At 58.9% G+C, this 12,696-nt stretch carries 12 protein-coding genes; 2 read left to right on the forward strand and 10 right to left on the reverse strand.

The genetic code is table 11. The features are described from left to right. Positions 1 to 112: 112 nt before the first annotated feature. The 10 genes from V5E99_RS29140 to V5E99_RS29185 all read right to left on the reverse strand — a co-directional run bounded on the left by V5E99_RS29140 (position 113) and on the right by V5E99_RS29185 (position 10,017). Complete coding sequence (locus V5E99_RS29140) at positions 113 to 2,074, reverse strand: DUF7844 domain-containing protein (protein ID WP_499805902.1); 1,962 nt, start codon at positions 2,072 to 2,074, stop codon at positions 113 to 115. Then, the gene (locus tag V5E99_RS29145) at positions 2,071 to 2,391 is read right to left on the reverse strand and encodes a DUF2388 domain-containing protein (RefSeq protein WP_475265371.1); all 321 of its coding nucleotides are present in this window, start codon (positions 2,389 to 2,391) and stop codon (positions 2,071 to 2,073) included. Before V5E99_RS29145 ends, V5E99_RS29140 begins: the two co-directional genes overlap by 4 nt. A 27-nt stretch (positions 2,392 to 2,418) precedes the next feature. After that, positions 2,419 to 2,736 (reverse strand): DUF2388 domain-containing protein, encoded by a 318-nt coding sequence (locus tag V5E99_RS29150; protein ID WP_499805903.1) that lies wholly within the window; start codon positions 2,734 to 2,736, stop codon positions 2,419 to 2,421. A 106-nt stretch (positions 2,737 to 2,842) separates the two neighbouring features. Next, positions 2,843 to 3,160, reverse strand: a complete 318-nt coding sequence (locus tag V5E99_RS29155; protein WP_499805904.1) for a DUF2388 domain-containing protein — start codon at positions 3,158 to 3,160, stop codon at positions 2,843 to 2,845. Between the two features lie 416 nt (positions 3,161 to 3,576). Continuing rightward, positions 3,577 to 3,792, reverse strand: a complete 216-nt coding sequence (locus V5E99_RS29160; protein ID WP_030129620.1) for a DUF1127 domain-containing protein — start codon at positions 3,790 to 3,792, stop codon at positions 3,577 to 3,579. 319 nt (positions 3,793 to 4,111) lie between these two features. Beyond that, positions 4,112 to 5,605, reverse strand: coding sequence for a succinyl-CoA:acetate CoA-transferase ScpC (gene scpC / locus V5E99_RS29165; protein WP_499805906.1), 1,494 nt, complete (start codon positions 5,603 to 5,605; stop codon positions 4,112 to 4,114). A 180-nt stretch (positions 5,606 to 5,785) separates the two neighbouring features. Continuing rightward, complete coding sequence (locus V5E99_RS29170; protein WP_499805907.1) at positions 5,786 to 7,222, reverse strand: NAD(P)(+) transhydrogenase (Re/Si-specific) subunit beta; 1,437 nt, start codon at positions 7,220 to 7,222, stop codon at positions 5,786 to 5,788. Continuing rightward, entirely contained in the window at positions 7,222 to 7,545 is a 324-nt protein-coding gene (locus tag V5E99_RS29175) for an NAD(P) transhydrogenase subunit alpha part 2 (RefSeq protein ID WP_007947884.1), read from the reverse strand. The genes V5E99_RS29170 and V5E99_RS29175 overlap by 1 nt, the downstream gene beginning before the upstream one ends. Before the next feature lie 15 nt (positions 7,546 to 7,560). Beyond that, a complete protein-coding gene (locus V5E99_RS29180) occupies positions 7,561 to 8,682 on the reverse strand; it encodes a Re/Si-specific NAD(P)(+) transhydrogenase subunit alpha (protein WP_499805908.1) in 1,122 nt (373 codons plus the stop codon). 435 nt (positions 8,683 to 9,117) lie between these two features. Next, positions 9,118 to 10,017: a LysR family transcriptional regulator gene (locus tag V5E99_RS29185; protein ID WP_499805909.1), complete on the reverse strand. Its 900-nt coding sequence runs from the start codon at positions 10,015 to 10,017 to the stop codon at positions 9,118 to 9,120. Between the two features lie 157 nt (positions 10,018 to 10,174). Here V5E99_RS29185 and V5E99_RS29190 point away from each other — a divergent pair, with 157 nt between their 5' ends. Together V5E99_RS29190 and V5E99_RS29195 are read left to right on the forward strand one after the other, a co-directional pair. After that, on the forward strand, positions 10,175 to 11,356 hold the full coding sequence (locus V5E99_RS29190) for an acyl-CoA dehydrogenase (protein WP_429529925.1): 1,182 nt from the start codon (positions 10,175 to 10,177) through the stop codon (positions 11,354 to 11,356). A 13-nt stretch (positions 11,357 to 11,369) separates the two neighbouring features. After that, a complete protein-coding gene (locus V5E99_RS29195; RefSeq protein WP_499805910.1) occupies positions 11,370 to 12,590 on the forward strand; it encodes a CaiB/BaiF CoA transferase family protein in 1,221 nt (406 codons plus the stop codon). Positions 12,591 to 12,696: the final 106 nt, after the last annotated feature.

A 12,696-nucleotide genomic window follows, 5' to 3' on the forward strand; every position in this document is an offset into this window, starting at 1 on the left:
GGCACGCGCGCATTGCGTGCTGTGCCTTAAAAGATCGCAGCCTTCGGCAGCTCCTACAGAGTACGCAATTCCCCGTAGGAGCTGCCGAAGGCTGCGATCTTTTGCTTTTATATCAGGGCAATTCAAGCCCGCCTGCCGCTTTGTGCAACGCCCTCAAATGCTCGCCGACCTGCTTGAGGTTGGCTTCATTGGCCGCAATCTCCGCCGCTCGACTCGGCTCCAGCAACGCCCGCACTTCCTTGTCCAGATCCCCGGTCAGCGACTGCAGCTGTTTCTGGCGCAGGCTGCTTTCCGATTCCAGGCGTGCCGCCTCGCTCGGTTGTGGCAAACCATAACCCCCCGTGCCGAGCAGTTCGGCAGGGCGGCTGAGAAATCCGCTGTTGGCGAGAATCTCTTTCAGGGTCGCGTTGGCCTTGTCCATGCCGCCGTTCTTCAGTTCCCGGGCACCGAGGTAGCGCTGCTTGACTTCATCCTGGGCCAGTTGCAACTGGCGACGGAAACTCGCTTGTTCCAACAACAGCAACGCGGCGCTGGTGCGCAAGTCTGCCTGATCGATCCATTGCCGACGCTCTTCTGCACTCAACGACAACCAGTCTTCGACAGTGGCTTGCTTGATCGGCAGGTGTTTTTTCAACACGTCGAACATCGCTTGATAGCGATCGCGGAAGGAATCGAAGCGATAACCCAGGCGCAAGGCTTCCCGTGGATCATCCAGCACGCTGGTGTCCGCCAGCCCGCGACCCTTGAGCACTTCCAGCAAGCCGTTGGGCATGATGCTGTCAAGCCCGGCCAGTTGCGCGTTGTTGCTACCGCTGCGCAGCAGTTTCAGGCTTTCCACCGCGCAATTGTTGGACAGGAAGAAATAGTTGCCGTCGTAGCTCCAGTGCATCTCGGCGGCGTGCTCCACCACTTCCTCAATTTCCGTCCGCGAGAGGTTCAGCGGCACCGAGGCGAGGCTGCGCAGTTCGGTCTTGGTGTATTCGTCGATGACTTGAGCCAGGGGCAGGACAAACAGGCGTGACGGGTATTTGCCGACCAAGCCGTCCCAACTCGACAGCTGCACGTCACCGACGAAGGCGCGGTAGGACAGGACCAAGTGCTGATCCAGGTCCAGTCGACAGTCCGGCCCGCGTGGCCGGCCCGGCGCGCAAATGACCAGACGCAACATGCTGTGGCCCCAGCGGCTGACCCAATTCTGATTGGCTTCGGCGAGCAGATAGTCCACTGCGTAAACCCGTTCCGGATCGACTTGGCCCAGCGGCGTCTTGGCGAAATCGTTGCCGGCATTCAGAAAGGCGAAGGATTTGGCGCAGGTGTCTTTGGCGGCGGGTGCCCAGCCGAAATGGTCTTTGTAATAGCGGTACAGCGCGGGACGGCGGCAGGCGTAGCTCGGGTCGAGGAGGAAATACTCCATGTTGACCGCCACGAACTCCTTGGGATTGGTCGTTTCATAGATGTCCGGGCTACGCACGATTTGCCGGTTGTGCTGCTCGCGCTCGCCACGCCGGCCGACGTATTGCGGCCAACCGGCGAGGTCGAGCAGGCGCGGGTCGTCACTGAGGGTAAAGCGTCGCGCTGTCTGGCCACGGCATTGATCGGGGATGCCGACCAGCCCGGAGCTGTTATTGCGCTGGTTGCAACGCTGGATCAGCGTGCGCTCGGCGTCTGGCCACAGGCGCGCGCGGTCGTAAATATGGGTGAGTTCGTGCAGGACCGTGGCGAGCATTTCCCGGCGCACGGTGCCGTGGGGGCGATAAGTCTTTTTGGTCGCGGCGCTGCCGTCGGTGAGGCTGGCGAGCAGGTTGCGGTTCAGATCGAGTTCCGAGACCAGCGATGCCTCGCCGTAGGCGTTATCGGGCATTTCGTCGGTCCAGCCGACATCGATGCGCCGATCCAGTTGCTCGATGAAGCGCGGCGGCAACGCCTGCATGGCTTCATCCAGCAGCGCCTGGCTGGCCTGCACTTGCGCGGGGCTCAGACCGTCGGTCTTGAGCCGTAATTGCAGACTGGCCTGGGCGGTGTTGCCAAGCAGCAACACCATCCCGGCCAGTAGCCAGGCGCTCAGCGACCTCACAATGCGAGGATGGCTTCGGCGAGCACCTGATCACTGGCGTCCCGGGCTTCCGGCACGCGGGTGCGCAACGTATTGATGGCCGCTTCGAGGTGCGCGCCACGAATATCGCCATCGCTGGCGACGAAACTGGCGGCATCGTCGTGGGCTTCGCGGACGATTTTCGAGTCACGGATGGAAGTGGTGGTATCAGACGTGAAATCAAGCGTGCGCTGGGTGGCTCGAATGATCATGTTACTGGTGGCTACCAGGGTGTGCGCCTGGGCCACGTCGGCCAACAACAGCAAGCCAAGGGTGGCAGCAATCAACGGGCTACGCATGGAACGACTCCGGAGGAACGATGATAACTATTGGACGAGAATTGCCTGTGCCAGTTCAAGGTCGCTGGCATGAAGTTTTGGCTGGGTCCGGCGCAGGTAAACCAGGGCGGATTCCAGTTGCGCTCCTCGCAGTTGGCCGTCACTGGCAATGAACGCCGCAGCGTCATCCTGAGCGGCGATCAGCAGTTTATGGTCGAAGGGCGCGGAGGTCACCATGCTTGTGGCGTAACCACTGACCACGGTGCCTTGGGTAGAGAGGTTGAAGGCGTCGAAGGCACAGGCCGAACCTGACCAAAGGCCTGCAAGAACAACCGCAATGAACAACCGATTTGAAAAAAAACGCATGAGGCTCGACAGCTGAAAGCGAGGCCCAAGGCTAGCGCAATGCCCGGACTAGAGCCAGCGGCGAAACATCGGGACACGATGGGGTGTCCCGATTGGGAGCTGATGCTTAGATCGCCAGAATGGCTTGGGCCAATTGTGCGTCGGTCGCGTTCAACTGAGGTGCCTGGCGGTGGATCTCGTCGAAAGCGCTTTCCAGTTTCACGCCACGGATATCGCCATTGCTGGCGACGAAGCTGGCGGCGTCATCACGGGCGGCACGCACGATTTTGTTGTCGCGCAGCGAAGAGGAAACGTCGGAGGTGGCGTCGGAGCTGGATTTGAGCGCGCCGACGACGGCGTCGGTGGTCACGATGAAGCTGGAGGCGTGGGCGTTGGCAGCTACGGCGAACAGGGCTGCAGCGCTCAGCAGGCGAAGACGGGACATGGGGGAGCTCCTTTGGATAAACCGATTGAGAGGTGGCGCAGTGTCTTGAGGATCAGACGCTGGTCATACCGTGGTCGCCACGTTCTGGTTGGATATTAGGCCGGGGTGGATGAATTCGAACAGCCCATATAGATGAAACGATATGTAGGAGCTGCCGAAGGCTGCGATCTTTTGATCTTCATCTTCATCTTCATCTTCATCTTCATCTTCATCTTCAAAAGCAAAAGCAAAAGATCGCAGCCTTCGGCAGCTCCTACAAAGTGTACCGCTGTATATTTATTTCAATAGAACTGTACTGGTTCGGTTTTTGAGACCCTGAAACGACAAAACCCGTCGTGGTTTCCCACGACGGGTCTTGTTTGTTCAATTCGGGTTGCTGGCGGTGGACCCTGCAGGTCAGAGCCAGCGACGCTAACTTAGCGCCAGAACGGCTTGCTCAGCTCTTCGTAGCGTTGTGCTTCGCTAATCCCGGCATCAGCCAGCAGACGCGAATCCAGACGAGCCAGTTGATGGCGGCTGGTAATGCGGCGCTGCCACAACATCAGGTTGGCAATAACGCGAAGAGGCATCGAAGCCTGGGTTTTTGCAGCGGTATCTTCGAAGAACAGTTCGGAACTGAGTGTACGTTCCATGGTTGACATCCTTCCGCTTGTGGCGGGATTAGGTAGTGGTTTAACTGATGCCAATGATCCTCCTGTTTGGCCAGTCCCTCTAGATACAGTTCACTTGTATTGTGAGGGATCAATTAACTGTTTATAGGCGGTGTACTGGTCGAAATTGAGGCAACTGTACCTGTCTGCGCCAATACGGTGCAATTTTGGCGATTCGGCTAGGAAGTGTAGGGAGATTCGGTAGGAAACGACCGGTACAGCAGTACAGTTTTTGACAGAAGGGGGTGTTGCAACCGCCAGCTGACGCAACTGTGTGTGCGTCAGCTGTATTTCGCTTCGATCAGACCGGCAGCATTCGCCCGGTTTCTTCCAGGTTAATGTGCCAGCTCAGGGCATCGCGCAGGATGTGCGGGGTGTGTCCACCGATTGCACAGGCCGCCGTGAAGTAGTTATTCAAGGCTTCGCGATAGTCCGGGTGCACACAATTGTCGATCACCACCCGTGCCCGCTCACGCGGCGCCAGGCCACGCAGGTCGGCCAGGCCGATCTCGGTCACCAGAATGTCGACGTCATGCTCGGTGTGGTCGACGTGACTGACCATCGGCACCACGCTGGAAATCGCGCCACCCTTGGCGATCGACTTGGTGACGAAGATCGACAGGTGCGCATTGCGCGCAAAGTCCCCTGAGCCGCCGATACCATTCATCATCCGCGTACCGCAGACGTGGGTGGAGTTGACGTTGCCATACAGGTCGAATTCCAGCGCCGTGTTGACGGCGATGATACCCAGGCGCCGAACCACTTCCGGGTGATTGGAAATCTCCTGAGGCCGCAGCACCAGTTTGTCCTTGTAATGCTCCAGGTTGCCGAACACATCGGCGTTGCGCCGGGCCGACAAGGTGATCGAACTGCCCGAAGCGAAGCTCAGCTTGCCGGCGTCGATCAGGTCGAACGTCGAGTCCTGCAACACTTCCGAATACATCGTCAGGTCTTCGAACGGCGAGTCGATCAAGCCGCACATCACCGAGTTGGCGATGGTGCCGATCCCGGCCTGCAGCGGCCCGAGTTTGTTGGTCATGCGCCCGGCCGCCACTTCCTGCTTGAAGAAGTCGATCAAGTGATTGGCGATGGCCTGGGTGTCGGCGTCCGGTGGCAGCACGGTGGACGGCGAGTCGGACTGGTTGGTGATCACGATCGCGACGATTTTTTCCGGCGGGATCGGGATGGCGGTGCTGCCAATCCGGTCATCGACTTTCACCAGTGGGATCGGCGTGCGGGTCGGGCGGTAAGTCGGGATATAGATGTCATGCAACCCTTCGAGGTTCGGGTTGTGCGCCATGTTGATCTCAACGATGACGTGCTTGGCGAAGATCGCGAAGCTGGCCGAGTTGCCCACCGACGTAGTCGGCACGATATGGCCCTGCTCGGTGATCGCCACGGCTTCAATCACCGCGATGTCCGGCAGCTTGAGCTGCTGGTTGCGCAGCATCTCCACGGTTTCCGAGAGGTGCTGGTCGATGAACATGACTTCGCCAGCGTTGATGGCTTTGCGCAGTGTGCTATCGACCTGGAACGGCATGCGTCGCGACAGCACGCCGGCTTCGGTCAACTGCTTGTCGAGGTCGTTGCCTAGGCTGGCGCCGGTCATCAAGGTGATTTTCAGCGGTGTGGTCTTGGCGCGTTCAGCCAGTGCGTGCGGTACAGCCTTGGCTTCGCCGGCGCGGGTGAAACCGCTCATGCCGACGGTCATGCCGTCCTCAATCAGAGCGGCAGCGTCAGCGGCGCTCATCACCTTATCCAACAACGAAGGCAAGCGAATACGATCACGGTACATGGATTATTATCTCGGGCAACGGAAGCAAGGTACGCAGTCTAGTGATTTGGAAAAAATCCGTCCCGCTACCATGGTCGAATGCCGAGCCCTGATTTAGAGCCTTTGGTCGGGTTTCACGGGGAATAAAAAAACCCCAGCCTACTAAAGGCTGAGGTTTTGGGTATTGCGCTGAAGCAGGTTTTACTCGACAGCTTTCACCATGTCTTCGATGACCTTCTTCGCGTCGCCGAAGACCATCATGGTTTTGTCGAGGTAGAACAGTTCGTTGTCCAGACCGGCATAGCCGCTGGCCATCGAGCGCTTGTTGACGATGATGGTCTTGGCCTTGAACGCTTCCAGAATCGGCATGCCGGCAATCGGCGATTTCGGATCGTTCTTGGCGGCCGGGTTGACCACGTCGTTGGCGCCGAGCACCAGCACCACGTCGGCCTGACCGAACTCGGAGTTGATGTCTTCCATCTCGAACACCTGGTCGTAAGGCACTTCGGCCTCGGCCAGCAAGACGTTCATGTGGCCAGGCATCCGGCCGGCCACCGGGTGGATCGCGTACTTCACGGTCACGCCGCGATGGGTCAGTTTCTCGGTCAGCTCTTTCAACGCGTGCTGCGCCCGTGCTACCGCCAGGCCGTAGCCCGGAACGATGATCACAGTGTCGGCGTTGGTCAGCAGGAAGGTGGCGTCGTCGGCCGAACCGGATTTCACCGGGCGAGCTTCTTTCGAGCCTGCCGGGCCTGCCGCATCCGCCGTGTTGCCGAAACCGCCGAGCAGCACATTAAAGAAGGAGCGGTTCATCGCCTTGCACATGATGTACGAAAGGATCGCACCGCTCGAACCCACCAGCGAACCGGCGATGATCAGCATCGAGTTGTTCAGCGAGAAGCCAATCCCCGCCGCTGCCCAGCCGGAGTAGCTGTTGAGCATCGACACAACCACCGGCATGTCCGCGCCGCCAATCGGGATGATGATCAGCACGCCCAGTACGAAGGCCAGCGCCAGCATCAGCGCGAAGGCATTGAGGTTGCCGGTCAGCATGAAGGTGAGGCCGAGTGCCAGTGTTGTCAGGCCCAGCACCAGGTTCAGCTTGTGCTGGCCGCCGAACTGTACTGGTGCGCCCTGAAACAGGCGGAACTTGTACTTGCCCGACAGCTTGCCAAACGCGATCACCGAACCGGAGAAGGTGATTGCACCGATGGCAGCGCCGAGGAACAGCTCCAGACGGTTGCCCGCCGGGATCGAGTCGCCCAGTTGTTTAACGATACCCAGGGATTGCGGCTCAACCACCGCGGCGATCGCAATGAATACCGCCGCCAGGCCGATCATGCTGTGCATGAAGGCGACCAGTTCGGGCATCTTGGTCATTTCTACGCGCTTGGCCATGATCGAACCGGCGGTGCCGCCGACCAGCAGGCCGACGATGACGTAACCGATGCCCGCAGTGGCGAGTTCAGCGCCCAGCTTATAAATGAGGCCGACAGTGGTGAGGATCGCCAAACCCATGCCGAGCATGCCGAACAGGTTGCCGCGACGCGACGTGGTCGGGTGCGACAGGCCTTTAAGGGCCTGGATAAAGCAGATGGACGCGATCAAGTAGAGCGTCGTTACGAGGTTCATGCTCATTACTTAGGCGCCTCTTCTTTTACGACTTTCGGGGCTTTTTTCTTGAACATCTCAAGCATTCTGCGGGTGACCAGGAAGCCACCAAACACGTTCACTGCCGCCAGCGCTACCGCCAGGGTGCCCATGGTTTTGCCCAGTGGCGTGACGGTCAACGCCGCCGCCAGCATGGCGCCGACGATGACGATTGCCGAGATGGCGTTGGTAACGGCCATCAACGGCGTGTGCAGCGCAGGTGTAACGTTCCAGACCACGTGGTAACCGACATAAATCGCCAGCACGAAGATGATCAGGTTGTAGATACCGGGGGAGATAAGCTCTTCCATCGTCTGAATCCCTGCTTAGGCGTTTTTGCGGATGACTTGGCCGTCGCGGCACATCAGGCACGCAGCGACAATGTCGTCTTCTAGGTTTACTTCGAACTGGCCTTCTTTGTTGAAGACCAGCTTCAGGAAGTCCAGCAGGTTGCGGGCGTAGAGCGCCGAGGCGTCTGCGGCGACTTCACCGGCCAGGTTGGTCGGGCCGCAAATGGTCACGCCATTGGCAACAACGACCTGATCGGCCACGGTCAGCGGGCAGTTGCCACCCTGGGCAGCGGCGAGGTCGATGACCACCGAGCCTGGCTTCATCTGCGCCACGGTGTCGGCGCTCAGCAGCGTCGGTGCCTTGCGGCCCGGAATCAGTGCGGTGGTGATGACAATGTCCGCCTGCTTGGCGCGTTCGTGCACGGCCAGGGCCTGACGCTGCATCCAGCTCGCGGGCATTGGTCGCGCGTAACCACCGACACCGACAGCGCATTCGCGCTCTTCATCGGTCTCATAAGGCACGTCGACGAACTTGGCGCCTAGGGATTCGATCTGCTCTTTAACAGCAGGACGCACGTCAGACGCTTCGATCACGGCACCCAGACGTTTCGCGGTAGCGATCGCCTGCAAACCCGCCACACCGGCGCCGAGAATCAGCACACGTGCCGCTTTCACGGTGCCCGCAGCGGTCATCAGCATCGGCATGAAGCGCGGATAGTGGTGAGCGGCGAGCAGCACGGATTTGTAACCGGCAATGTTCGCTTGGGAGGACAGCACATCCAGGCTCTGGGCGCGGGACGTGCGTGGCGCGGCTTCCAGCGCGAACGCGGTAATGCCGCACTCGGCCAGTTTGGCGATGGTTTCATTGTTGAAGGGGTTGAGCATGCCGACCACAACGGTGCCGCTTTTAATCAGCGTCAGCTCGCTGTCGCTGGGGGCAACCACCTTGAGAATCAGCTCGGCACCAAATGCGTCGTTGGCGCTGCCAATGGTTGCGCCTGCCGCTTCATAAGCACTGTCGACAACACTGGCTTTAACGCCTGCGCCGCTCTGGACAGTGACCTTATGACCTTGGCCGATCAGCTTCTTGATGGTTTCCGGGGTTGCAGCAACCCGCGTTTCACCCGTCTGGGTTTCGAGAGGAACACCAATGTGCACGTCAAATCTCCTGCGTGATCTTATTGATTAAACCCATGCACTACGGATGGTGCGGCTGGGGCGGCCGATCAGCACGATCCCGCCAAATCAGGGCGGGGCGCGGCATTTTGCAGGCGAACTTTGTGCCCTTCAAGGGATTATGACGGGTGACGGAAAATTAACTACAAGTCACCCCGTGACCGAATGTCGCAACTGGCCCGTTCAATCCCTTGCAGGCCGTGCCTTGTAAGGATTCTGGTCGAAATTCAAGAATTTACACATCGGCGCGGTGAATGAGCTGTCATCGCTCCGAAATAGCGGCTCAAGGCCACGTCTTCAGGCGCTTGTGGGACGTTTGTGCTGCTTGTCGGTACAGTCTATGAATATGCGACAAATACTTATATCTGTAGTGTTTTGGATTTGCTGACTACGAGGTCAGCTAAATGACGATAGCCTTTACCCTTCTAGGCTGTAGCTATGCGCCTGATTTACCAGCCAATCGCGGAATGCACGTAAAGACGCGGATTCGACCTTTCGCTCAGGAATCATCAGGTAATAAGCCTTAATGCTCGAGAGCACCTGGGGGTTGGCAATCACCAGGCGCTTCTCTGCCAATTCACGTTGAATCAGAAATGGCGGAATCAACGCGATCCCCATGTCGTGCATGGCCGCTTGGGCGAGCATGGAGAATAGCTCGTAACGCGGGCCTGTCATGTCTCGGGGAATATTCAGGTTTTGGGAGTTGAACCACTGGCGCCAGGCGTAGGGGCGGGTGGTTTGTTGAAGCAGGGGCAATTCTGCAATCTCGGCGGGCGTGAGGTTTGTCTTCTCGCCCAGTAGGGCGGGACTACAGACGGGCATCGGATTTTCTCCCATCAGCCTGTGGGATTCAGTACCCGACCAGTCGGCATCGCCAAAGTAGATCGCGGCATCGAACTCGGTATCGGCAAACAGGAACGGCCGGGTACGGTTGGTGAGATTGACCGTCACCTCCGGGTGCTTGTGTTGGAAATCCTTGAGCCGTGGCAGCAACCACTGGGTACCGAAGGTCGGCACCACCGCCAGTTCGATCACGTTGGCACCTTGCTGACCCATCACCGACAACGTGTCCCGCTCGACAGCATCGAGTTGGGTGGCCACCCGGCGGCTGTAGGAAAGTCCCGCCTCTGTCAGCTTCACCCCGCGCCGCGAGCGTCGGAACAGTTCGACGCTGAGGAACTCCTCAAGGCTGGCGATCTGTCGGCAAATCGCGCCTTGGGTGAGGGAAAGTTCCTGTGCGGCTTTGGTAAAGCTCTCGTGGCGCGCTGCCGCTTCGAAGCTGATCAGGGCGGTGGTGCTGGGGATTTTCCTGCGCATGTACGTGAACCTCACTAATACATCGCATTAATGACGTTTCGCGATGTTTCGGAGTGAGAAATTAGCACAACAGTATGCAAAATCCTCGTTTGCCGGAATGTCGTACCGGGCCTAGGATCAACCCACGTTATTTGACCCGATTCGAGAGGACTCACTCATGGGCGGTAAAGCTAGCTTCAACTGGATCGATCCCCTGCTGCTGGATCAACAGCTCACCGAAGAAGAACGCATGATCCGCGACACCGCCGAGCAGTTCGCTCAGCAGAAGCTCGCACCGCGTGTTCTGGAAGCTTTCCGTCATGAGAAGACCGATATCGCAATCTTCCGCGAGATGGGTGACGTGGGCCTGTTGGGCGCGACCATTCCTGAGGAATACGGTGGCAGTGGTCTGAACTACGTCAGCTACGGCCTGATCGCTCGTGAAGTCGAGCGTGTCGATTCCGGCTATCGCTCGATGATGAGCGTGCAGTCCTCGCTGGTCATGGTGCCGATCAATGAATTCGGCACCGAAGCGCAAAAGCAGAAATACCTGCCAAAACTGGCGTCCGGTGAATGGATCGGTTGCTTCGGTCTGACAGAGCCGAACCACGGTTCCGACCCGGGCGCGATGATTACTCGTGCACGCAAAGTGGAAGGCGGCTACAGCCTGACCGGCAGCAAGATGTGGATCACCAACAGCCCGATCGCCGATGTGTTCGTGGTTTGGGGCAAGGATGACGCCGGCGATATCCGTGGCTTCGTGCTGGAGAAGGGCTGGAAAGGCCTGAGTGCTCCGGCGATTCACGGTAAGGTCGGTCTGCGTGCGTCCATCACCGGTGAGATCGTCATGGACAACGTGTTTGTTCCTGAAGAAAACATCTTCCCGGATGTCCGTGGCCTGAAAGGTCCTTTTACCTGCCTCAACTCCGCGCGTTATGGCATCTCCTGGGGTGCGCTGGGCGCCGCCGAGTTCTGCTGGCACACCGCTCGCCAGTACACCCTGGATCGTCAGCAGTTCGGTCGCCCATTGGCCGCCACTCAGTTGATCCAGAAGAAACTGGCCGACATGCAGACCGAAATCACCCTGGCGCTGCAAGGCTGTCTGCGTCTGGGCCGTATGAAGGATGAAGGTACTGCGGCAGTTGAGATCACTTCGATGATGAAGCGTAACTCCTGCGGCAAATCTCTGGACATCGCGCGCATGGCCCGGGACATGCTGGGTGGCAATGGTATTTCCGACGAGTTCGGCGTCGCTCGCCATTTGGTCAACCTGGAAGTGGTGAACACCTATGAAGGTACCCACGACGTGCACGCGCTGATCCTGGGTCGCGCGCAGACCGGCATCCAGGCGTTCTATTAATAGGAGAACGGCCATGGGCGCGCTTTCGCATCTACGGGTACTGGATTTATCGCGGGTGCTGGCCGGGCCTTGGTCCGGGCAGATCCTGGCGGACCTTGGCGCTGAAGTGATCAAGGTCGAGCGCCCGGGCAATGGCGATGACACGCGCGCCTGGGGCCCTCCGTTCCTTAAAGACGCCTTTGGCGAGAACACCAGCGAGGCCGCTTATTACTTGTCGGCCAATCGCAACAAGCAATCGGTAACCATCGACTTCACTCGGCCTGAAGGGCAGAAGTTGGTGCGTGATCTGGCGGCGAAGTCGGACATCCTGATCGAGAACTTCAAGGTTGGTGGTCTGGCGGCTTATGGGTTGGACTATGAGTCGCTTAAGGCAATCAATCCGAATCTGATCTATTGCTCGATTACCGGGTTTGGCCAGACCGGGCCTTACGCCAAGCGCGCGGGTTATGACTTCATGATCCAGGGGTTGGGCGGCTTGATGAGCCTGACCGGCCGGCCTGAAGGTGATGAGGGTGCGGGGCCAGTGAAAGTCGGCGTGGCGCTAACGGATATTTTGACCGGGCTCTACTCGACGGTCGCGATTCTGGCGGCGCTGGCGCATCGGGATCACGACGGTGGTGGCCAGCACATTGATATGGCGTTGCTGGATGTGCAGGTCGCTTGCCTGGCTAACCAGGCGATGAACTACCTGACGACGGGCAATGCGCCTAAGCGGCTGGGGAATGCTCACCCGAACATCGTGCCTTATCAGGACTTTCCTACGGCCGATGGCGACTTCATCCTCACCGTGGGTAACGACGGGCAGTTCCGCAAGTTTGCCGAAGTGGCGGGTCAGCCGCAGTGGGCGGATGATCCGCGCTTTGCTACTAACAAGCTGCGGGTGGCCAATCGGGCGGTGCTGATTCCGTTGATTCGCCAGGCGACGGTGTTCAAGACTACCGCCGAGTGGGTGCTGGAGTTGGAGCAGGCGGGCGTACCGTGTGGGCCGATCAATGATCTGGCGCAGGTGTTTGCTGATCCGCAGGTTCAGGCGCGGGGGTTGGCGATTGAGTTGCCTCATGCGTTGGCGGGGATGGTGCCTCAGGTGGCGAGCCCGATTCGTTTGTCCGAGACGCCGGTGGAGTATCGCAATGCGCCTCCTTTATTAGGGGAGCATACGTTGGAGGTTCTGCAGCGGGTCTTGGGTCTGTCGGCGGGTGCCGTGGCTGCTTTCAAGGAGACAGGGGTGCTTTGAGGCGGTCTTCTATATAGAAGGAGTGGTTTTGCTCTTCTATATAGGAGGGCTGCGCCGGTGTTTTCCGGGTTTCTGCAAGTTATTGATAGAAAAGCCAAATCAGTGC

The organism is Janthinobacterium sp. LPB2021202312-11-4 (assembly GCF_037049705.1).
Lineage (GTDB): Bacteria > Pseudomonadota > Gammaproteobacteria > Pseudomonadales > Pseudomonadaceae > Aquipseudomonas.